The 21,220-nt window shown below is 48.0% G+C and carries 19 protein-coding genes; 7 read left to right on the top strand and 12 right to left on the bottom strand.

Annotated elements, in window-relative coordinates; genetic code table 11:
* Window positions 1-165: 165 nt before the first annotated feature.
* Window positions 166-492, bottom strand: a complete 327-nt coding sequence (locus tag LPA26_RS10870) for a cupin domain-containing protein (RefSeq protein WP_055830860.1) — start codon at window positions 490-492, stop codon at window positions 166-168.
* 112 nt (window positions 493-604) lie between these two features.
* On the opposite strand from LPA26_RS10870, the gene LPA26_RS10865 reads away from it, so the two are divergent.
* Both LPA26_RS10865 and LPA26_RS10860 read left to right on the top strand, forming a co-directional pair.
* The gene (locus tag LPA26_RS10865) at window positions 605-1,561 is read left to right on the top strand and encodes an L-threonylcarbamoyladenylate synthase (RefSeq protein WP_229008306.1); all 957 of its coding nucleotides are present in this window, start codon (window positions 605-607) and stop codon (window positions 1,559-1,561) included.
* 147 nt (window positions 1,562-1,708) lie between these two features.
* Window positions 1,709-1,996 (top strand): hypothetical protein, encoded by a 288-nt coding sequence (locus LPA26_RS10860; protein ID WP_229008305.1) that lies wholly within the window; start codon window positions 1,709-1,711, stop codon window positions 1,994-1,996.
* Window positions 1,997-2,050: 54 nt separating this feature from the next.
* Here LPA26_RS10860 and LPA26_RS10855 read toward each other — a convergent pair whose 3' ends face one another.
* The 7 genes from LPA26_RS10855 to LPA26_RS10825 form a co-directional block, all read right to left on the bottom strand.
* The gene (locus tag LPA26_RS10855; protein WP_229008304.1) at window positions 2,051-2,296 is read right to left on the bottom strand and encodes a hypothetical protein; all 246 of its coding nucleotides are present in this window, start codon (window positions 2,294-2,296) and stop codon (window positions 2,051-2,053) included.
* 187 nt (window positions 2,297-2,483) lie between these two features.
* The gene (locus LPA26_RS10850; protein WP_229008303.1) at window positions 2,484-3,812 is read right to left on the bottom strand and encodes a TolC family protein; all 1,329 of its coding nucleotides are present in this window, start codon (window positions 3,810-3,812) and stop codon (window positions 2,484-2,486) included.
* 136 nt (window positions 3,813-3,948) lie between these two features.
* Window positions 3,949-6,072: a peptidase domain-containing ABC transporter gene (locus tag LPA26_RS10845; protein WP_229008302.1), complete on the bottom strand. Its 2,124-nt coding sequence runs from the start codon at window positions 6,070-6,072 to the stop codon at window positions 3,949-3,951.
* Window positions 6,073-6,092: 20 nt separating this feature from the next.
* The gene (locus LPA26_RS10840; RefSeq protein ID WP_229008301.1) at window positions 6,093-7,361 is read right to left on the bottom strand and encodes an HlyD family secretion protein; all 1,269 of its coding nucleotides are present in this window, start codon (window positions 7,359-7,361) and stop codon (window positions 6,093-6,095) included.
* Window positions 7,362-7,671: 310 nt separating this feature from the next.
* On the bottom strand, window positions 7,672-8,325 hold the full coding sequence (locus LPA26_RS10835) for a hypothetical protein (RefSeq protein ID WP_229008300.1): 654 nt from the start codon (window positions 8,323-8,325) through the stop codon (window positions 7,672-7,674).
* Window positions 8,326-8,402: 77 nt separating this feature from the next.
* Window positions 8,403-8,918: a single-stranded DNA-binding protein gene (gene ssb, locus LPA26_RS10830; RefSeq protein WP_055830846.1), complete on the bottom strand. Its 516-nt coding sequence runs from the start codon at window positions 8,916-8,918 to the stop codon at window positions 8,403-8,405.
* A 5-nt stretch (window positions 8,919-8,923) separates the two neighbouring features.
* Window positions 8,924-10,324, bottom strand: a complete 1,401-nt coding sequence (locus tag LPA26_RS10825) for an MFS transporter (protein WP_229008299.1) — start codon at window positions 10,322-10,324, stop codon at window positions 8,924-8,926.
* 99 nt (window positions 10,325-10,423) lie between these two features.
* Between LPA26_RS10825 and uvrA the strand changes: the two genes are divergently transcribed.
* Window positions 10,424-13,258: an excinuclease ABC subunit UvrA gene (gene uvrA / locus LPA26_RS10820; protein WP_229008298.1), complete on the top strand. Its 2,835-nt coding sequence runs from the start codon at window positions 10,424-10,426 to the stop codon at window positions 13,256-13,258.
* 131 nt (window positions 13,259-13,389) lie between these two features.
* On the opposite strand, the gene mtgA is transcribed toward uvrA, so the two are convergent.
* The 3 genes from mtgA to LPA26_RS10805 are packed head-to-tail and all read right to left on the bottom strand — an operon-like array spanning window position 13,390 to window position 15,425.
* A complete protein-coding gene (gene mtgA, locus LPA26_RS10815; protein ID WP_229008297.1) occupies window positions 13,390-14,076 on the bottom strand; it encodes a monofunctional biosynthetic peptidoglycan transglycosylase in 687 nt (228 codons plus the stop codon).
* 31 nt (window positions 14,077-14,107) lie between these two features.
* Entirely contained in the window at window positions 14,108-14,926 is an 819-nt protein-coding gene (aroE, locus tag LPA26_RS10810; RefSeq protein WP_229008296.1) for a shikimate dehydrogenase, read from the bottom strand.
* A 49-nt stretch (window positions 14,927-14,975) separates the two neighbouring features.
* On the bottom strand, window positions 14,976-15,425 hold the full coding sequence (locus LPA26_RS10805; RefSeq protein WP_229008295.1) for a rhodanese-like domain-containing protein: 450 nt from the start codon (window positions 15,423-15,425) through the stop codon (window positions 14,976-14,978).
* A gap of 353 nt (window positions 15,426-15,778) precedes the next feature.
* Here LPA26_RS10805 and glnA point away from each other — a divergent pair, with 353 nt between their 5' ends.
* The 4 genes from glnA (at window position 15,779) to ntrC (ending at window position 20,494) form a co-directional block, all read left to right on the top strand.
* Window positions 15,779-17,188, top strand: coding sequence for a type I glutamate--ammonia ligase (glnA, locus tag LPA26_RS10800; RefSeq protein ID WP_055830835.1), 1,410 nt, complete (start codon window positions 15,779-15,781; stop codon window positions 17,186-17,188).
* Window positions 17,189-17,311: 123 nt separating this feature from the next.
* A complete protein-coding gene (locus tag LPA26_RS10795; protein WP_229008294.1) occupies window positions 17,312-17,803 on the top strand; it encodes a DUF4124 domain-containing protein in 492 nt (163 codons plus the stop codon).
* Window positions 17,804-17,925: 122 nt separating this feature from the next.
* Window positions 17,926-19,020, top strand: a complete 1,095-nt coding sequence (glnL, locus tag LPA26_RS10790) for a nitrogen regulation protein NR(II) (protein WP_055830831.1) — start codon at window positions 17,926-17,928, stop codon at window positions 19,018-19,020.
* Between the two features lie 82 nt (window positions 19,021-19,102).
* Window positions 19,103-20,494, top strand: a complete 1,392-nt coding sequence (gene ntrC, locus LPA26_RS10785) for a nitrogen regulation protein NR(I) (protein WP_229008293.1) — start codon at window positions 19,103-19,105, stop codon at window positions 20,492-20,494.
* A 3-nt stretch (window positions 20,495-20,497) separates the two neighbouring features.
* Here the strand turns inward: ntrC and LPA26_RS10780 are convergent, their stop codons facing one another.
* Window positions 20,498-21,172: a DUF6445 family protein gene (locus LPA26_RS10780; protein WP_229008292.1), complete on the bottom strand. Its 675-nt coding sequence runs from the start codon at window positions 21,170-21,172 to the stop codon at window positions 20,498-20,500.
* Window positions 21,173-21,220 lie beyond the last annotated feature (48 nt).

Genomic DNA, 21,220 nt, shown 5'->3' with positions numbered 1-21,220 from the left:
GTCATCCTAATTTTTAAAGAACAGGGCCACCAGGGCCTTCAACATCAACGCTTTGCGTTAACGAGGTGCGCATTATATAGGGCTGAGCTTTGCGGTCAACCCTTATTTTTCATTTTTACAATTTTGTTACAAATTGCCAAAATTAGCATTTTAACCAGCTTACTATCAGGTTAATTTTAAAGCTGCTTTAAGTCGCTTCCATGATTGCGTCAACACATTGCCATCCAGCTGGTAATGTTTATGCAATGGCTGCTTAACTTCCCATTTCACTTTAAGCCCGGCAGGAAAAATGACGAAGTCACCTTTGCCGAAAGAAACCGGCGCACCGCCTATAGGCGTTACAACGCATTCACCAGCCAGGATGTAGGCTTTTTCTTCTTCATGGAAGGTCCAGTCAAAAACAGATACTTCTTTTTGCCAGGTGGGCCACTTGGAAACACCAAGGCTATTTAATTGTGTTTCGGCAGGATTATGTTGAACTTGAATTTGCATGAGCATTCCATCCATTGGGATAGTTAGGTAAAACGAGCATTTTATAGGAAGCAGATATTAAGCAGTAAAGTTGTTAAGTAGTAAAATAGCTTTTTTGTGATTCGGGTAAGTGATGCGTATATCTTTGGACAAGGCGATCAAACTGTTAAAAGCGGGTGAGGTAGTCGCTATCCCAACAGAAACTGTCTATGGACTGGCAGCTGACGCGCGCAATGACCAGGCGATTGCCAAAATCTATGCGACTAAAGAGCGCCCTGCCAATAATCCGCTTATTGTGCACATTGCAGGAATAGATCAAATTACCGAATGGGCAAGCGACTTCCCGCCATTGGCGCAAAAACTGGCAACTGCATTCTGGCCAGGACCCTTTACCTTGGTATTACCAGCGCGAGCCGACGTCCCTCTAACAGTGCGGGCAGGTGAGCCTACGGTAGCTTTACGCGTGCCATCCCACGTTGTTTGCCTGCAGCTGTTAAGAGAGAGTGGGCTAGGGCTGGCAGCGCCTTCAGCTAACAAATATACCCAACTAAGCCCGACTACAGCAGCTCATGTTGAATTTAGCCTGGGGGATGATATTCCGGTTTTAGATGGAGGCCCGTGCCAGGTAGGTATCGAATCCACCATTGTGAGTGTCAACGGTGATGACTGGGAATTATTGCGACCAGGCATGATTTCAGAAAGTGTAATTACACTGGTTGCTGGAAAACCTGCTCGCCACACATCTGACGAGAAACCGAAAGCACCAGGACAGCATTTATTGCATTACTCGCCGCGCACTCCGTGTATTCTATTTGATTCACGCCATGCACTTGATGAGTATGCTGCAACCGTACCTGCAGCAGCCGCTTTAATACTTGGCAACGAAAATCCAACAGGCATCACTAAAAACACTCTCGCCCTGGCACTAAATCCTGTGTCTGCTGCCGAACAACTCTATGCTGCCTTGCACACATTAGATGCACTGCATGCGCCAGTGATACTCATTGAATCGCCACCGGACACGCCTGCCTGGGCTGCGCTGAGAGACAGACTGCACCGCGCAGCCTACCAGCCGCCAACTCAAAAGTGATTGAGTCTGCCAACCATGACTGGCACAATGCTAGGCACTCTAACCTTTAATGACCTTTAAACCACCTTACACACAATGAAGAACGCTTATCAATTTTTATTACTGGCTATGGTTTCAGCTTTTTTGTTTGGCTGCAAAAGTTTTGAAATGCCGCGTGTATTTGAGAAAGGCACCAGAGAAACGCCACGCTATGGCAAAGATGCCATCCATTATCAATGTGAAAACTTTCAATCTTTTGGCCTGAAGTTATCAAAAGATGGAGAAGATGCCTGGGTAATGCTGCCGGATCATGAAGTGGGTCTGGTGCGGGATGCCAAGGACAAACAACTTTATCATTATGGCACGATGGATTTACGTTTAAATGGTGACCAGACGACGCTGGATGATAGTGACCATTTGCATTTAAAAAACTGCAAACCTCAGCAAGATAGCTAATCTCAAAAAACCCCGCCGGAGCGGGGTTTTTTACTTGAATTGAACTGGGCTCAATTACAAAGTAACGACACCACCCACTACGCCAAACACAGCGCCTAATACGTTGCCCAACACAGGACCAACTACCGGCAAACCAGTCAACAAACCTGAAACACTGTTCAACAAACCACCTACTAGACCCAATACGCCACCCAGTAACCCACCAACCAGTGGCAAACCGCTCACCAGAGCAGTCAGGTTCAATGCTGCGCCACCAGAAACGACTTCGATCTCAGCTTTGTTTAATTCTTGAATTGCCATAACTTTCTCCACATTATTAAATTTTAGATACTCGGTCTTAATAGACGAGTGAAGCATTACTTTTAACTAAGTAATTTGGTCTTCCTAAAAGACATCAAAACAGAAAACCAAACAGGAATGTAAATAATTTTATTTAACTTGTAAACAATTTTCTTTATACATGTTAAATAATACTATTTATTGTAACTTAATCAGTGATTGCCCATAACCCTACACGCCCCATACTCGCTGCCAGTTTAAGCCTGACAGTGCGCCAGCTTGAGAGTGATTTAATATTTTGCTGCTTGGCGTTTGCCCAGGCATTCTGCGCATTCAACAACTCGATGATATTGCCGACGCCAGCGTTATATCTGCCTTGTGCTACGGCAAATGCCTCTCGGGAATTAGTGACCAACTCTTCCGAAGCACGTAAATTTTCGCGTTCGGAAACCAGCGCATGGTAACTTTTCCAGACTTCCAGCGTCACTTGCTGGATAACGCGCTTTAACTCGTTCGCGCGGACTTGCGATTCGGCATCGGCCGATTCGACCTGATGCTTGCGAGCAAAACCTTCAAACAAAGGCACATTGACCTGTAAGCCCACCGTGGAGTTATTCGTATACACATCAGAAGCAGGAACACCGGCCAATTGTGCCTGCCCTAACTGATCAGTCCGGCTGATTTCTGCGTTGAAACTCAAGGTGGGCAAACCTTCGGCACTCACTGCATTAATATTTTCTTTTGCCGCACGCAACTTGGCTTTGGCGGCGATGATTGAAGGATGAAACTCAATTGCCTCTTGAATCATCTGGTCGGCCGTCGTCACAAAATCAGTTTTTTCTAGTTGATCACTCCGATTTATCACGTTAAAACGGGTATTGGCGACTACGCCCATTGCCAAAGCCAATGCGCCATGCGCATTATTAACATCCCCCTCAGCTTTAGTTCTATCCAGCCTGGCTTGCGAATATGCGGTTTGGGCCTGTAACTGGTCAGTCAACAAGCCAACACCAGCCTTAAATTTCGCGGCAGCCGCGGCCAGGCTTTCCCTGGCGACTTTTTCAGACTCTTGATAAGACCCGAGCATGGCTAGCGTAGATAAATGATCAAAATAAGCTTGGGCAGCATTGATGAAGACTTCTTGCAAGGCAGCGTCATGCAGGGCATTCGCGGCATCCAGCAAGGCTTCTGCCTGGTTCATTTTGGCAGACCTCTGCCCGAAATCAGCAACCAGCCATGTCAGGCGTAAACTATGGGCGCGGTTCAAGATACGGTTATCCTGATCGAGAAATGAAAAACGCGAATTGGTCACTTCGTTATGGATTTTGGAAATGCCGGAAACGAGAGTGACCTTGGGTAAATAATTGGCCCGCTGCACACCTACCTGGGCTGCCTGAGCTCGTGCGGTAGCCCATACTTCAGAGGTCCGCGGGTTGTTGCACAGCGCTTGTTCAACCACATCAATCAGCGCCAATGGTTGTTCGGGCAGGCTGTCCGCACAAATGGTACTGGTAGTATCCGGCTGGGTTACCAACATATTTTTTGCGGGACTGCCCTGCATATGCTGCTGAAATTCCAGAAAATCAGTCAGCTTGAGAGCCCAAGCAGGCTGACTTAAAAGCCCGATTAAATAGAGCGCGAGCCCCAGACAGTTTTTCATTGCACAGCACCAGTCATTGGGCAATAGCAGCGGCAGTTTGCACTTTGCCTGCCTGCAGCATAATCACGCGATCAGCAGAAGCAATGGTTTCAGGCCTGTGCGCGATGATGACACGGGTCATGTTCAATGCCTGGATTTCCTGATTGACCATGGCCTCACGCGTGACGTCAAGATGACTGGTGGCTTCATCGAGGAACAGCAGGCGCGGTCGTTTATATAGCGCTCGTGCCAGCAAAATCCTTTGCTTCTGACCACCAGAAATAGCGGCTCCCATATCGCCGATGAGGGTATTAAAACCCATGGGCATGGCCATGATTTCCTCATAAACGGCGGCTTTACGTGCACATTCTTCAATCCAGTCGAAGTCAGCTTGCTGGTCAAAGAAACAGATATTGTCGGCGATCGAACCTGCAAATAGTGCATCATCCTGCATGACTGCACCTATCATGCTACGCAGTTGCTCCAGGCCTAATCTGGATATTGGCTGCCCGCCTATCAGCACTTCGCCTTCGTTGGCGTTACGGATACCGAGCAGGATATTTAACAACGTGGATTTACCACAACCTGAAGAACCGACGATTGCTACTGACTCCCCTTCATTAACCTGCAGGTCTACCCCGTCCAGCACCCAGGGCTCGGCGTCCGCATACCGGTAGCGCAATCCTTTGATCTGGATATTAGCTGGCAACCTTGCCAGCTCATGTTTATTAAGGACATCTACTGAGACAGGCTCCTGTTCGGTCAAAGCAATATCTGCCAGCCGCTCGCCTTGCAAGTGCAGCATGCGCATTTCAACCAGACGATCAATCAGGGCACTGACGCGTGAGACAAACTGGTCTTTATAAGCAATAAAAGCCAGCAAGGCACCTACAGTAAAATCACCGGCAATCACCAGCCTGGCACCTAGCCAGATGATCAACACTCTCTCAACGCCAAATAGCAGGCCGTTGATCAGCCGATACAATACATGCAGCTTCTGCGTGCGCAAGTCAGCATTCACTTGCTCTACAAATAAACTCAGCCAGCCTGTTCTGCGTTCATCCAGACGCTGGAACAGCTTGATCGCCCGCACACCGCGCACCGTTTCAATAAAATGGGTCTGCTGTTTGGCCGCATGCACGATTTGCTCTTCAGTCGCATTCCGCAAGGGCCTGAACCATAGCCAGCGGCCTAATGCATATAGCACCATTGCACCAATCGCAATCCATGCCATCTGGGGACTATATAAAAACATCATCACCAGCGTAACTATGGTCAGCAGCCCATCCAGCAATGCTTCAACAAAAGTACTGGTCAGGGTGCGTTGTATCTGGTCAATCGCGCCAAACCTTGAAACCACATCACCAAGATGACGCTTCTCAAAGAAATCGACCGGCAGGCGAATCAGATGGGCAAAAATATTGGCCCGCCATTGCACATTGAGGTTAGTCGCCATATGCATGATGACCCAGGCCCGTACCGTGGTAATGGCTTGTTGCATCAGCATTAATATGCCAAAACCAATCGCCAGCGTAGTCAACAAATCGTAATCAGCAGCCACAATCGCGTGATCCACTACCCATTGCATATATAAGGGTGACACCAGCGCAAACACTTCCAGCGCAAGCGCCAGCAACAGGATCTGACCCAGTGAACGGTATAAACCGGTGACATGCCCCATCATGTCGCGTAGTTTGATGCTTTGTTTAAAAGTCACCCGTTTGAATCCGGGGTTTGGCCATAGCTCGAGTGCCACGCCGGTAAAGCTGGCAGAAACCTCATCCAATGAAAGTTTACGCAAGCCCGTCCCCGGGTCATGTATCACAATATGCCTGGCTGCGACCTCTTTCAAAACCACGAAATGATTGAAGTTCCAGTGCAGGATACATGGCTTACGTAAATCCCTGAGGTCCTCGAGCTCAAGCTTCACCGGACGGGTGGTAAAACCAACCGCTTGCGCCATTGCCATCAGGTAATTCAGCGTAGTACCTTTAATCGAGATCACGAACAAACGCCGTAAAGTCGCCAGATCGGTACGAAAGCCATGATAATTCGCCACCATGGCCAGGCAGGCCAGGCCGCATTCGCTGGCTTCGGTTTGCAGAATGACGGGAAGTTTGCGCCCTAAGCCGAAGGACAATTGATTAAGGAAAGACATGGCTAACTTTCTTATGCATATCAGAATTTGCCAGTCAGGCTGAACAAAGGCTCCAGCACCCATTCATACAAGCGTCGGCGCTCAAGCATGATGTCGGCATCCAGCAACATACCGGCCTGCAACGGTTGCTGACGCCCATAAGCAGTGATTGATTGCCGGTCTAGTGCCACCGTGATGCGATAGTAAGGCTCGCTATTCTGGTTGTTAGCGGAAGGGTTGCCGAGGGTGAAAATCTCGCCTGCCGGTAATGCCGTCCTGGAGACAGACTCAACCCGGCCACTTGCCTGGCCAAACTTTTGATAGGGGTAGGCCTGGTAGCGTAATCGCACTGGCACGCCTTCACGCACAAAGCCTACCGCCCGGCTAGGCGCAAACAGATAAGCCTCTAGCGTGGCACCGGCAGGAACAATGCTCACCAGAGGGCGACTGCCTTCGACTGCTGTACCCAGATTGGCTACCACCGCGGTCGCAGTACCCGATTCCGGCGCACGGATCACCAGTCTGCGCTTGGCTTCGCTCTCGGTGAGCTGCTGGTTGACACTGGAAACGTTACGTTCCAGCTGGGCAATCTGGTTCTGGTGCTTGGCTCGCAAACTAGATAACTCGTCCTGCCTGGCCACCAGCTCACGCCGCATACGCATCTGCTCGCGCGTCATGGATTCAAGCCGGGTGGATTGCTCTATCCAGTCTTCCTGCTTTTGCTGGGTTTGCTCACGGGAAATATAATTTTTCTCCAACAAGCCCTGATAACGTTTATGCGCTTCATCGCTTAGTTGAACCCGGGTTTGCTGGGCACTGTATTGCACCTCCAGTCGCTCAAGCTCATCTTTGATTCCATCCAGGCGCGATTGCAAAGCTTGCTGTTCATCACGTTGCTGTAAGCGGGTTTTAACGATTTCATCTGTTAATGATTGCCGTTGCTGCTTGTGCTGGGTGCTGATAGAAGCTTGGATAGAACTTTGATCATCAGAATAGCGTTCACTGGAAAGCACAAACAGCACGTCATCCTTTTTAACAGCTTGGCCTTCTCGCACCCGCTTTTCGACCACAATGCCAAATTGCGGCGCATACACTTTGACCAGACCGGTTTCCGGCATCAATTGGCCAACCACCGCGCTACGTTTGGTATAAGTCCCCCAAACCATGAATGCCACTACCATGGCGGCAAACAGAATTGCGATCAGCGTGAGCAAGCCGTAGCTCAAAGGCCGAATAATCAGAATGGTACCTAGCCAGTGGTTCTTTTGTGCTGCGAGTGCGGCTTGTCGAAAAAGTGGCTGATTTGCCATGATAATCCATTTGATTGATTACAATTAATTAAACTTACTAATTTTTGTTAACAAGACGGCGGATTATAAAATTGCCTTGAATTCAATGTCAACCAAGGCTTGCCAGCAAGGGTTAAACAAGGGATGTATAAAATGAACAATTGTTAAAATTGCAACTTCGCGGGATAAGATTTCGATGCAGGGCTAACTAAGCCTAGTGTGATTTGGTTTGATCAGGAAAGTAGGGTTGATCACTTACTTTGAGGACAATTGTTAGAAACTCATGTCCTACCTAGTGGCCGTAGTGTTTGATAGTCACGCTTTGGCTCGCTTAATTCTGTAAATCAACATCATTGATTAGCAAACAGGCCTGGTCTGATTGCTTAACATTTTTAGCATTGAGGCGCTTGATTATTGCCAGCAGCGTATTTTGAATCTCACGCCTTGAAGTTGGCTTTTCGAGAACGGTGATTGCTTTTGAGGTATCGGTCTGTGTAGTTGTTTTTTGCAATACTCTTTGCAATTCGCATAATGCCTGCATGTATTTCTGCTCATTTTGTAGTTCTGGTATATCAAACTCATTGGTGCCGCCATAGGCATCAAATAACAAAGTCTCAATACCCACAATTAACGCGAGAATGTGATCGCCTGCAAAATCGGGATCCAATGCCAATCCAATCGTCTGCGCTTTTTGCAGTCGCCGGACCCCCTCAAATCTCCAGTTCGCTTTGCCATCAAAAACCCATTCTGTCATTTCCCGCGCGCCTACCTGTGTACTTTTGGCGAGCTCATCCGGGTTTAGCTCATACAAGACAAGCATCAATGCACGTAAGTCTTCGGTATGCGCACTCATCTCTTGCTTGGCAGTTTTAATGTGCTTTATCGCTGCCAAACGTGAATTGTTAACCGTTTGCGCGCCTGCCACATTTATCAATAAAGGAAAAATAAACAGTAGCGCTAACCATCTTTTATGATGCAGTCGCATTTTCATTCCAAGATAATCGACAAATAAAAAGCCCGAAAAGCTTTCGGGCTTTAGATGCTATCTTGGAAATGCGTTTTTTAAAATGGGATATCGTCATCAAAATCGTCAAAGTTGCCAGCCGGTTTACTCGCTGGCTGACTAAACGCATTGCGATTACCACCGGCATTATTTGCTGCAGGCTGACGTGCCGGCGCTTGGTTGTAATTATCCGATCCACCGCTTTGGTCCATGTCACCGCCATCGTATGAGGTACTACCACCTTCACGTCCTGAACCAAGCATTTGCATCTGGTCAGCGATAATCTCAGTGGTGTAGCGGGTGACGCCATCTTTTTCCCATTTACGCGTTTGCAAACGGCCTTCAATATAGACCGGACGGCCTTTCTTCAGGTATTCGCCGGCAATCTCGGCCAGTTTGCGGTAAATGACAATGTTGTGCCATTCCGTTTTTTCCTGCTTGACGCCGGATTTGTCTTTCCAGTTTTCGGTAGTCGCAATACTGAAGTTGGCTACTGCTTCGCCATTCGGCATAAAGCGCACTTCTGGGTCACGCCCCAGATTGCCCACCAAAATAACTTTATTTACTGATGCCATAACGACTAGCTCCCTATTCTGTTCATGATTGCTTGCGACAATGCCGCCTGAAATTCTTTACTGCGCTGATTCTCTAACTTTACCATGAGCATCGTCTCCGAGGGAATGGCGACCGCTTCGAAAACGCCTTCCATGGCGCGGATATCCTGCGCCAGTTTCGCTGCCTGACTATCGTTATATCCTTGAATATTAAACATTTTTGTTTTGACGCTGGGCGGCGGCTGCATGCCCAGCGCTAATCCCAGCCATACCAGCATGGCGATTGCGCAGAGTAAAAATACCGCACTACCTGCACTGTTGCCAAAATAATTGGATAAGCAACCACCCATAGCTGCGCCTAAAAACATACCGAATGATTGCGCGGTATTATGCACGCCCATGGCTGTACCTTTGGCAGCCACCGGTGCCATTTTGGAGATTAGCGAAGGCAGGGTGGCTTCAAGAATATTGAATGCCAGAAAATAACTGAATAGGGCAAGTACGATACCGGTCAAAGAATCCAGGCTGAAAATAAACGCAATCTGGGTCAGCATCATCAATGCCACCGCGCTGACAAACACAGGTTTCAGCTTGGCTTTTTTTTCTGCGTAGATAATGACCGGCACCATCAACAAGAAAGAAACAATCAGCACCGGCAAATAAATTTTCCAGTGCAGGTTCTCATTCATACCGGTGCTATGCTTGATCGCGAAAGGCACCACCATAAACATGGCCATTTGCGCGCCATGCAGGCAAAAAGTACCAAAATTCAAACGCAGTAATTGCTTATCTTTGAGTACTTCACGCATTCTGGCCGGCACTGCTTGTGCATCTGAATGTACATGCGCATTAACCGGTGTCGGCACGCCAAATTTGACTACGGCAATCGCGACAATCGATAAAGCCGCCATCAACCAGAACATCCCCGGCACGCCGATATACTGGTTAAGCACTGGGCCAAGCACTAACGAAACCGCAAATGTTAAACCTATGGTGGCCCCTATCATGGCCATGGCCTGGGTTCGGTGCTCTTCACGGGTAGAGTCGGCCACCAGCGCAGTGATAACGGCAGAAATTGCGCCGGCGCCCTGAATGGCGCGCCCCAGGATCACCATGTAAATATCGGTAGCGGTTGCTGCGCAGATACTGCCAATCGCAAACAATATCAAGCCGACATAAATCAGCTTTTTACGGCCCAGACGGTCAGATGCGATGCCAAACGGTAGCTGGAAAATCACCTGCATAAATCCGTAAGCGCCAAGTGCCAGGCCGATCAGGGTATGGTTACTGCCGCCTTCGAGCTTTTCGGCATAGATAGCGAAAATTGGCAGGATTAAAAACATGCCGAGCATGCGTAAGCCGTAGATGGAAGCGAGAGCAATCGTTGCACGCGTTTCCAACCGGGTCATTTTTTCAGAGAACTGCATGGACAATAGTAATAAGAACGTTGGCGCCAGAAGAAACTTTGGCTAAATTCAGAATAATTGCGTATATTATCAGGTTGGCTGTCTGTTCGTGAAAGTATCATGGAATTTATCAAAATTCGCGGGGCGCGCACCCACAATCTGAAGAACATCAATCTGGATATTCCACGCAACCAACTTGTGGTTGTCACCGGCCTCTCCGGCTCGGGAAAATCCTCACTGGCCTTCGATACCTTGTATGCGGAGGGCCAGCGCCGCTATGTAGAAAGCCTGTCGGCTTATGCACGCCAGTTTCTGGCACGTATGGACAAGCCGGATGTTGACCTGATTGAAGGTTTGTCTCCTGCGATTTCCATCGAACAAAAATCCACCTCACATAACCCGCGTTCAACGGTAGGCACGGTCACTGAAATTCATGACTACTTACGCTTGCTGTATGCCCGCGCCGGCGATCCTGAGTGCCCGGACCACCATATTAAATTAGAGTCTCAAACTGTCAGTCAGATGGTGGACAGCACGCTCAAGCTGCCAGAAGATACCAAGCTCATGATCCTGGCACCTGTCGTTGCCAACCGCAAAGGTGAACAGCTGGATTTGTTTGACATGCTGAAAGCACAAGGCTTTGTCCGCCTGCGTATTGACGGCAAAGTCTACGAGATGGATGAGCTGCCGCAGCTAGCCAAAACCACCAAGCATAGCGTGGACGTGGTGGTTGACCGCCTCAAGGTGCGGCAAGACATGAAGCAGCGTATTGCAGAATCGTTCGAAACTGCGTTGCGACTGGCTGATGGCAAAGCGATTGCGCTGGAAATCGATACCGAGAAAGAGCATCTGTTTTCAGCCAAATTTTCCTGCCCGGTGTGTGACTATTCACTGGCTGAACTGGAGCCGCGTTTATTCAGCTTTAATAATCCGATGGGCGCTTGCCCGAAATGCGATGGCTTGGGTAACGTGACTTTCTTTGACCCAAAACGTGTGGTGGCTTTTCCGCATTTATCCCTGGCCAGCGGCGCCATTAAAGGCTGGGACAAACGTAACCAGTTTTACTTCCAGATGCTGGCCAGCCTCAGTCAGCATTATGACTTTGACCTGGAAGCGCCATTTGAAAATCTACCTGAAGATATTCAGCAAACTTTGTTGTTTGGTTCCGGCCGTGAACAGATTACCTTCAAGTACCTGAACGAACGCGGTACTTTCTTCAGCAAATCACATACTTTCGAAGGCATTATCAATAACCTTCAGCGCCGCTATCGCGAAAGCGATTCCACAGCGGTGCGTGATGAGCTGGCCAAATATATCAATGCAACAGTTTGCCCGGAATGCCACGGCACCCGCTTGCGCAGAGAAGCCCGTCACGTCAAAGTAGGCGATAGAAATATCCACCAGATTTGCGAAGTGCCACTTAAACAGGCGCTCAATTTTTTTGAAACCCTGCAACTCAATGGCCAGAAGCTGGCGATTGCAGAGAAAATAGTCAAGGAAATTGAAAGCCGCCTGAAATTCCTGACCAACGTCGGCCTGGAATATCTGTCGCTTTCACGTTCTGCGGAAACACTGTCTGGTGGCGAGGCGCAGCGTATTCGCTTGGCTTCACAAATCGGCAGCGGCCTTACCGGCGTGATGTATGTGCTCGATGAGCCATCCATTGGCCTGCACCAACGTGATAATGACCGCTTGCTGGAAACCCTGAAACGTCTGCGTGATCTGGGTAATAGCGTGATTGTGGTAGAGCATGACCAGGACGCCATTCTGCTGGCCGATTTTATTGTCGATATTGGTCCAGGCGCAGGCGAACATGGCGGCAGGATTGTTTCCTCCGGCACCGCAGCCGAGATTCAGGCTGACCCTAATTCTTTGACCGGGCAATATATCAGCGGCAAAAAGAAAATCCAGTTTAAGTTGCCACGTACGCAACCTGACCCGGAACGCATGGTTAAACTGAATGGCACCACAGGCAATAACCTGAAAAATGTCAGTATCGAAATACCAGTGGGTCTGCTTACCTGTGTGACAGGTGTGTCCGGTAGCGGTAAATCAACCTTGATTAACGATACGCTATACCGTGCAGTCGCCGCGCATTTATATGGCAGCACTACCGAGCCGGCGCCTTATCAAGATATCGAAGGCATGGAATTCTTCGACAAAGTTGTCGATGTTGATCAAAGCCCGATTGGCCGTACGCCGCGTTCAAACCCGGCGACTTATACCGGCTTATTCACACCTATCCGAGACCTGTTTGCCAGCGTGCCGGAAAGCCGGGCACGTGGCTATGGCCCAGGACGTTATTCTTTTAACGTTAAAGGGGGGCGCTGCGAGGCTTGCCAGGGCGACGGCGTTTTACGCGTGGAAATGCACTTCCTGCCGGATGTGTATGTACCTTGTGATGTATGTAAAGGCCACCGTTACAACCGCGAGACGCTGGAAATCCAGTTCAAAGGCAAGAATATCCGTGAAGTACTGGAAATGACAGTTGAGCAGGCGCATGACTTTTTCAATGCGCAGCCGGTGATTGCGCGGAAACTCAAAACCCTGCTGGACGTGGGCCTGGGTTACATCACTTTGGGTCAGTCAGCGACAACTTTGTCTGGCGGCGAAGCCCAACGGGTGAAACTGGCACTGGAGTTGAGCAAACGTGACACCGGCCGTACCTTATATATCCTTGATGAACCAACCACTGGCCTGCACTTTGCGGATATCCAGTTATTGCTGGACGTCATTCATCGTCTACGCGATGCCGGTAATACGGTGGTCATCATTGAGCACAACCTGGATGTGATTAAAACAGCAGACTGGCTGATTGATATGGGCCCGGAAGGGGGCGATGGCGGTGGTATGGTAGTGGGCGTGGGCACGCCTGAGACACTGGCAAAAAATACGGCCAGTTATACTGGCCGTTACCTCACACCCTTGTTGGAACATCTCGCTGTAAAGGGCTAAGGTCAACATGCAACCTTTCCCCTGCAGTGCTTTGCACTGACTGCGGATGTGGTTTGTGCCACATACAAATAGTTCTGCTATGGATTCTAGGCGTATTGTCTGCGATTGATTGGTTAAATAAAGCCTGAAAGTCAGGGCACTTTCACCAATCGCATGCGGGCCTGTATGGTGGCGGCATGGCGGTTTAAAAAGCGTGTGCTGCGGTGATTGTCATAAAAGCGTGGATTGGGGATCATGGCTGCCAACCGTGCAGCTTCACTCGGGCCAAGTGCTTTGGCGTTGCCGTGAAAGTAATGTTTTGCCGCCGCTTCCGCGCCAAACACACCATCACCCCACTCAATAACGTTCAGGTAGATTTCCAGTATACGGCGTTTGCTCATCAGGTTTTCGAGCATAAAGGTAATGATGGCTTCCTGCACTTTGCGCCAGGGTGTACGGTGCCCTGACAAAAACAGATTCTTTGCCAATTGCTGGCTGATGGTTGAGCCGCCAGCCACAATCCTGCCTTTTTTAAGGTTTTTTTCAAACGCAGTTTCTATCCCGTTCCAGTCAAAACCCTGGTGCTCGATAAACTTGCTATCTTCAGCTGCAATCACCGCACGTTTTAAATGCGAACTCATCCTCGCATAAGGCACCCATTTTTGTTGCAGCCGGGCTTCAGGTTTGGCTTCCTGCATGGCCTCTAACCTCGCTTCCATAAAGGCCGTTGATTCAGGATTATGATCAACCCACCACAATATATGTGCGAGTACCCATATTTGATAAAGCAGTACCCATAACAACAGAATGCCGAAAAACAGTTTGAGGGTTTGCTTCATGGCGTTAACGTTTATTTTTAACTAGTCAGGATTATCTGAATGATTGAATCACGGGTGCAGTATCCGGACGTAAGCCATGCCAGATATAAAAGGCTTCGGCGGCTTGCTCTACCAGCATACCCAGGCCATCAGAGACTTGTGCTTTAGCTGCGCGGGCTTGCTGCATAAAAGGTGTTTCCCGGCCATACATCATGTCATAAGCCAAGGTGTGATGCGCGAAAATCGTATCCTTTAGTGGCAATGCCTCTGCCTGCAAACCGGCCGAAGTCGCGTTGATCACAATGTCATAATTTTCAGCTAAATCATTAAATGTTTGCACTGCCAACTTTACCTGATTCGATTGCGCAACAGCTTCAAATCGCTGCACCATCATGTGTGCTTTATCCAGGCTGCGATTAGCCACAGTCAATAGCGCCGGCTTCTGCACCAATAACGGCAATATCACCCCTTGAGCCGCGCCGCCAGCGCCTAGCAGCAAAATCTTTTGCCCCTCAATATTGCGGCGCCAGTGCCTGAGAATATCGTTTACTAAACCACAGCCATCGGTATTATCGCCTATGATTTGCTCGTGTTTAAAACTTAAAGTATTCACTGCGCCGGCAGAGGTTGCCCGGTCTGAAAGTACATGACTGGCTTCAAATGCCTCAAACTTGAACGGCACAGTGATATTGGCACCGCGGTAACCTTCTGAAAGTAGGCGGCTCACTGTTTCGGAAAATCCATCCAGCGGTGACAGCAGCTTTTCGTAACTAATGGATTTACCGAATTGGCTGGCAAAAGCCTGATGTATTAAAGGCGATTTGCTATGCTCGATTGGATGCCCAATCACTGCGAATTTTTCGGTGGACATACGTTAAAGATTTGATGAGGTCGATTGATTTGGCTTATACGCTATTTAATTAGTTATTCCACGGTAAACCTGCGTGTTTCCAGCCGTTTATCAGTGTGCGCTGCTTGAATTCGTTAGCTTCGCCTTCAAACCCTTCCAGCATATTGTATGCATTGCCATATCCCAACTGCTGTGCCAATAGCGCAGCGTTATGGCTACGTCCACCAGTACGACACATAAAAATAACGGTACTATTTTTGTCTACTTGTGTTTGCAACTGAGCTGCAAAATCAGGGTTTGGCACCATCCCCGGGTAAGAAGCCCACTCAATATGTTTAGCTAGCGGCACACGGCCAACCAATTCGAGTTCTGCACGCGATCTTACATCCACCAGCACGACGCCATTGCCTTGATCAATCAATGTATATGTTTCTTGTGGGGTTAACGCACCTGCGTAAGACAGGCTACTTTGCTTTCCTCGCGTATTGCCGTTACTTAAAATATCATCCAAATTACTCACGGTACCACCTTTAGTTTTGATCATATTTACTAAAGTGAAGAGTATACCTTTAAAGCCAGAGCTTTCTCTAATGCACCACTTTTGTGCTCAATTTGTTGCAATGCACACAAATGGTGCTAACGGTTTTTACTATTTTATGCAGGTTACCTGTAAACCACGTAAAATGCATATTTTTGGGTGGCATGCTTCCTGCTAATATTACACTCTAAAGATTTAGCGGGATTCAGTGTTAAGCAGAATTCCAAATCCATTATGAGTATTTGCCCACGTTTCGGGACATCCGCAACATGTCCCGTTTTTTGCGTGTACAACTTAAAAACCGGTTTTAGACCTTGATCATTGAGGAGAATGTAATGTCCGTTGCAAACGTAATGAAATTGGTTGCAGAAAACGACATCAAATTTGTCGATTTCCGTTTTACCGACACCAGAGGTAAAGAGCAGCACGTAACCGTGCCGGTTTCTCACTTCGACGAAGATAAATTTACAGAAGGCCATGCATTTGACGGTTCCTCCATCGCCGGATGGAAAGGCATTCAAGCTTCTGATATGCAACTGATGCCTGATGCAAGCACAGCATTCGTTGACCCGTTTTTTGACGAGCCAACATTAGTGCTGACCTGTGATGTTGTAGACCCTACCGATGGTAAAGGTTATGACCGTGACCCACGTAGCCTGGCCAAACGCGCTGAAGCTTACTTGAAATCAAGCGGCCTGGGCGACACAGCCTATTTTGGTCCTGAGCCAGAATTCTTTATCTTTGACAGCGTACAATGGGACGCCACCATGGGTGGTAGCTTCGTTAAAATCAATTCTGAAGAAGCAGCCTGGTCATCAGGTGAAAAATTCGAAGGCGGCAACACAGGCCACCGCCCGGGCGTTAAGGGCGGTTACTTCCCAGTACCACCAGTCGACTCATTGCATGACATCCGCTCTGCCATGGTATTGACCCTGGAAGAGCTGGGCGTGCCAGTTGAAGTGCACCATCATGAAGTAGCAACTGCCGGCCAATGTGAAATTGGTACCAAGTTTGCAACATTGACACAACGTGCTGACTGGACGCAAATCCTGAAATACGTGGTTACCAACACAGCGCATGCTTACGGTAAAACAGCAACCTTTATGCCTAAACCAATGTTTGGCGATAACGGCTCTGGTATGCACGTGCACCAATCCGTATGGAAAGATGGCAAAAACCTGTTTGCAGGCAATGGCTATGCCGGTTTGAGCGATTTCGCCCTGTACTACATCGGCGGCATTATCAAACATGCTCGCGCATTGAATGCGATCACTAACCCAGGTACTAACTCATATAAACGCCTGGTGCCGCATTACGAAGCCCCGGTAAAACTGGCTTACTCAGCTAAAAACCGTTCTGCAGCGATCCGTATTCCATTCGTACATTCTGATAAAGCTCGCCGTGTTGAAGCGCGTTTCCCAGACCCGATTGCCAACCCATACCTGGCTTTTTCAGCCTTGTTAATGGCGGGCCTTGATGGCGTTCAGAACAAGATTCACCCAGGTGAACCAGCGACTAAAGACTTGTACCATCTGCCACCAGAAGAAGATGCATTGATACCAACCGTATGTTCATCACTTGAACAAGCGCTTGAGTATCTGGATAAAGACCGCGAGTTCTTGACCCGTGGTGGCGTTTTCTCTGATGACTGGATTGATTCTTACATTGCATTGAAAATGGAAGAAGTGACCAAGTTACGTCAAACACCACATCCTGTTGAGTTTGGTCTGTACTACTCCTGCTAATCGCAAGATGCGCACCAAAACAGGGCAGCTTCGGCTGCCCTGTTTTTTATGGTTCTCTCTAGCGTCAACCATTCGAATTTCAGCTACGTTGATAAGCTATACAATCTACTCTAAACTATTGCCATGAAAAGACTTTTTTACTTTATCACCACCTTGTTGGCAGCTCACGCCAGTTTCGCTGATATTTACAAATTTACTGACAGCAATGGCGTAACCACCTATACCAATATCAAGCCTGAAGGAAAACAGAAGCCTGAGTTAGTGATTAGCGGACCAAAAGAGACTGCACCTCCTGAGGTTACACCCCAAAAGAAGTCTACTGCCAAAACACCTACCCCTAGCAACTTTCCTAAAGTGGATAATCAGGTGCAGGCTCAACGCGATGCTAAACGTCGTGAAATTTTAATGACGGAATTAGATCAAGAAAAACAAGCACTTGAGAACGCAATGCAGCTTTATGAAGAGCAAAAAAACATCCCGGAAGTGTACAGAGCCGCGAACGGAAAAACCTTTAGGAATGTGGCTAAGTACGAAGAAAAATTACGCATTATTGAGGCTGAAATCCAGGCTCATCAACGCAATGTTGACTTGCTGAATAAAGAGCTTACGCACTAAATGCACCATTTTGGGAGTTTTTAATTTGGAATGAAATAAATCATATAGAATTGGCTTAGCTTTTGCTTTAAAACAGGGCGTCATCACTTACTTTAACAAGCTGATCATTAAAAGCTGAGGATATGGTTCAAATTTCTCCGAATGGGTTTAACGGGCTAGAGCATATTGCCACTGCGGTGATACTGCTGAATAACCAGCTCGAAGTAACCTATGCCAATTCAAGCGCAGAGATTTTATTCGCCTTCAGTGCCAACCAAATTCAAGGCCTGCATATCCACGATGTATTTGTGAATTGCGAAATCCTGCAAATGGCAGTTACCAATGCCATTCAAACGCAAGGACCTTTCCGCGAACACGAGTTCACTTTAACTACACAGCGTGGACATACCACTGCAGTCACTTGCACCGTAACGCCGATTTCAACCAGTATTAACCAGACGTCTGAAGACATGCTGATTCTGGAATTTGTACAAATGGATCAGCAGTTACGCATCGCAAGGGAAGAACGCATGTTGATTCAGCAACAGGCCAATTCCGAACTGCTACGCAACCTGGCACATGAAATCCGTAACCCTTTAGGCGGCCTGCGTGGCGCAGCGCAATTACTTGAATTTGAATTGCCGCAACCCAGCCTGAAAGAATATACCCAGGTCATCATTAAAGAAGCTGACCGTCTGCATAGCCTGATGGATCGCTTATTGGTGCCGCATCGTGTGCCCAAATACGAGCCAACCAATATCCATGAAGTGCTTGAGCGCGTACGTAGCCTACTGCTGGCGGAATCTCCCAACAATATTAGAGTGATCCGCGACTACGACACCAGCTTGCCCGAACTGATTGGCGACCGCGAGAAGCTGATTCAGGCCGTACTAAACATTGCACGTAATGCGGCGCAAGCGATGCAGCAAAACCACACAAAAGATGCCAGCATTACGTTCCGCACGCGTGCAGAACGTCAAATTACTCTGGCGCGAAAGCGTTACCGGGTCGGTATTCATCTGGAAATTATTGATAATGGTCCCGGCATTCCCGCTGATATCAAAGAACGTATTTTTTACCCGCTGGTATCTGGCAGGGAAGGGGGAACCGGTTTGGGATTAGCCTTGGCACAAACCTTTATTACCCAACACCATGGCATGATCGATTGTGATTCACAGCCGGGAAAAACTATTTTCCATATTCTATTGCCTATTGAAAGCACGTTATTTAAATCATAACCATGAGGTCTTTGCGTGAAGTCTCTTTCGGCATTTAACTCGAACTAATATTAATCAAACAGCAATTCTAAAGAGAAATACCATGAAGCCAATCTGGATCTTAGATGACGACAAATCAATCCGCTGGGTATTTGAAAAAGCGTTAGCCCGCACCGATTTTGAATTTAAAACCTTTTCATCACCTGCTGAAGCACTCAACGCCCTTAACCGTGAACAGCCCCAGGTGATCGTCAGCGACATCCGTATGCCGAATGGTTCAGGGCTGGACTTTTTATCAGAGGTTAAACAACGCTACCCTGAAATACCGGTCATTATCATGACGGCGTATTCAGACCTGGAGAGCGCAGTTGCAGCTTTCCAGGGCGGTGCCTTTGAGTATCTGGCAAAGCCTTTCGACGTTGACCAGGCAATTGAAATTATCAAACGCGCGGTTGATGAAAGCATGCGCCAGGCCGTGGAAAAAGTTGAAGATGATGAGCCTACACCTGAGATTATCGGGCAGGCGCCTGCCATGCAGGAAGTCTTTCGTGCCATAGGCCGTTTGAGCCGCTCACATTCGACAGTACTGATTAATGGCGAATCCGGTAGCGGTAAAGAACTGGTCGCCAGCGCTTTGCACAGACATAGCCCACGCGCCGATAAGCCGTTTATTGCCATTAACACCGCAGCGATCCCAAAAGACTTATTGGAGTCAGAGCTGTTCGGTCATGAACGCGGCGCATTTACCGGGGCTGCAGCCGCCAGGAGAGGGCGCTTTGAACAGGCTGACACCGGCACCCTGTTTCTCGATGAAATCGGCGACATGCCTGCAGACTTGCAAACCAGGCTATTACGCGTGCTGTCAGATGGCCAATTCTATAGGGTAGGCGGCCATCAACCCATTAAGGTGAATGTACGCGTGATTGCCGCCACCCACCAGGATCTGGAAGAACGGGTAAAACAAGGCTTGTTCAGGGAAGATTTATTCCACCGCTTGAACGTCATCCGCTTGCGCTTGCCACCTCTACGTGAGCGTCGTGAGGATATTCCATTCCTGACCAAACATTTCCTGGCACACAGTGCGCAGCAGTTAGGTGTTGAACCAAAGCAACTTTCACCCGCCGCACTTAAATACCTAATGTCCGTGAGCTGGAGCGGTAATGTTCGCCAGCTAGAGAATGTCTGTCACTGGTTAACAGTCATGGCACCTGGGCAAAATGTAGATGTCAACGATTTGCCACCCGAATTGAAAGAAGACTCGAGCAAGCAAAATAGTGGCGGTTCTTGGCAAGAAGCTTTGGCGCAAGAAGTAACAGATGCACTCAACCGCGGAGAAACAAACATTTTGGATATCAAAACCAAAGAGTTTGAGCGTATCTTAATTACCCGTGCATTGGCACATACCGACGGCCGCCGTATAGAGGCAGCCAATCAGCTTGGCATGGGTCGTAACACGCTCACAAGGAAAATTCAGGAATTAGGGATTGATGACTAGTCATCAAATTTTGATTTGCTGACTACGCCAGATAGGGAAAGAACTGTGCTTTTGTGCATCAATGCTGCTGACAAAAAAGACCTGTGCAAGACGAGAGTCTTTTAAGGTTTTCCCAAAGAACTTATTGGCTGCATGATAATGCCGACCTTCATACAAAATCAACGTGTTATAAACATTATTAATCCGTACAATTTCATCAAACATGGAGTGATATCCGGTATCCATCGCGATGGTGCCAGCTGCAAACCGTTTATCATTTTCCTTAAGCGCTTTTTCATAAGCAGTCTGATCGAATTGCTTATTTCGTTTAAATAATGAGGTTCCTGAATCTAAAGGTGCATCAGGACTCAGATACAACACAGCAGCAAATACCGCATTGCCATCGGTATGGATTACTCCTCTGCCATAATCTTCACTCACACTTTGAAAGTTAGTGGAAATAGCCCATCGCATACGTTCATGGTCGGGATTATGAAATAGCGAAATTATCTTATTGCTGACCTTTTCAAACAGTGGCTTATTAATTACAGATAAGTCTTTTGTCCGCGCGCCTGGAAAAACATACGGTACATCCTTTAACTGATGCCGATACTGATACTTCTGGTTCAATGCAAAAGTACGCACCGCATCAGGGTCTTCATAAAAGTTTTCAACTATCGTAACCGGGTACAAATTCATAATTAACCATCGCTAATTCATCATTATTACATGAAGACAAAACCATAT

Origin of the sequence: Methylophilus sp. Leaf408 (assembly GCF_916856905.1) — a bacterium.
Lineage (GTDB): Bacteria > Pseudomonadota > Gammaproteobacteria > Burkholderiales > Methylophilaceae > Methylophilus.
This window is presented reverse-complemented; position numbering and strand designations above follow the sequence as displayed.

What these genes read in the sequence shown, in the direction of transcription:
- LPA26_RS10855 (WP_229008304.1), bottom strand. Translation starts at nt 2,296, where the DNA reads ATGGCAATTCAAGAATTAAACAAAGCTGAGATCGAAGTCGTTTCTGGT.
- glnL (WP_055830831.1), top strand. Translation starts at nt 17,926, where the DNA reads ATGGTTCAAATTTCTCCGAATGGGTTTAACGGGCTAGAGCATATTGCC.
- aroE (WP_229008296.1), bottom strand. Translation starts at nt 14,926, where the DNA reads ATGTCCACCGAAAAATTCGCAGTGATTGGGCATCCAATCGAGCATAGC.
- LPA26_RS10825 (WP_229008299.1), bottom strand. Translation starts at nt 10,324, where the DNA reads ATGCAGTTCTCTGAAAAAATGACCCGGTTGGAAACGCGTGCAACGATT.
- LPA26_RS10860 (WP_229008305.1), top strand. Translation starts at nt 1,709, where the DNA reads ATGCCGCGTGTATTTGAGAAAGGCACCAGAGAAACGCCACGCTATGGC.
- LPA26_RS10845 (WP_229008302.1), bottom strand. Translation starts at nt 6,072, where the DNA reads ATGTCTTTCCTTAATCAATTGTCCTTCGGCTTAGGGCGCAAACTTCCC.
- ntrC (WP_229008293.1), top strand. Translation starts at nt 19,103, where the DNA reads ATGAAGCCAATCTGGATCTTAGATGACGACAAATCAATCCGCTGGGTA.
- mtgA (WP_229008297.1), bottom strand. Translation starts at nt 14,076, where the DNA reads ATGAAGCAAACCCTCAAACTGTTTTTCGGCATTCTGTTGTTATGGGTA.
- LPA26_RS10795 (WP_229008294.1), top strand. Translation starts at nt 17,312, where the DNA reads ATGAAAAGACTTTTTTACTTTATCACCACCTTGTTGGCAGCTCACGCC.
- LPA26_RS10840 (WP_229008301.1), bottom strand. Translation starts at nt 7,361, where the DNA reads ATGGCAAATCAGCCACTTTTTCGACAAGCCGCACTCGCAGCACAAAAG.
- LPA26_RS10850 (WP_229008303.1), bottom strand. Translation starts at nt 3,812, where the DNA reads ATGTTGGTAACCCAGCCGGATACTACCAGTACCATTTGTGCGGACAGC.
- ssb (WP_055830846.1), bottom strand. Translation starts at nt 8,918, where the DNA reads ATGGCATCAGTAAATAAAGTTATTTTGGTGGGCAATCTGGGGCGTGAC.
- uvrA (WP_229008298.1), top strand. Translation starts at nt 10,424, where the DNA reads ATGGAATTTATCAAAATTCGCGGGGCGCGCACCCACAATCTGAAGAAC.
- LPA26_RS10780 (WP_229008292.1), bottom strand. Translation starts at nt 21,172, where the DNA reads ATGAATTTGTACCCGGTTACGATAGTTGAAAACTTTTATGAAGACCCT.
- LPA26_RS10835 (WP_229008300.1), bottom strand. Translation starts at nt 8,325, where the DNA reads ATGCGACTGCATCATAAAAGATGGTTAGCGCTACTGTTTATTTTTCCT.
- glnA (WP_055830835.1), top strand. Translation starts at nt 15,779, where the DNA reads ATGTCCGTTGCAAACGTAATGAAATTGGTTGCAGAAAACGACATCAAA.
- LPA26_RS10865 (WP_229008306.1), top strand. Translation starts at nt 605, where the DNA reads ATGCGTATATCTTTGGACAAGGCGATCAAACTGTTAAAAGCGGGTGAG.
- LPA26_RS10870 (WP_055830860.1), bottom strand. Translation starts at nt 492, where the DNA reads ATGCAAATTCAAGTTCAACATAATCCTGCCGAAACACAATTAAATAGC.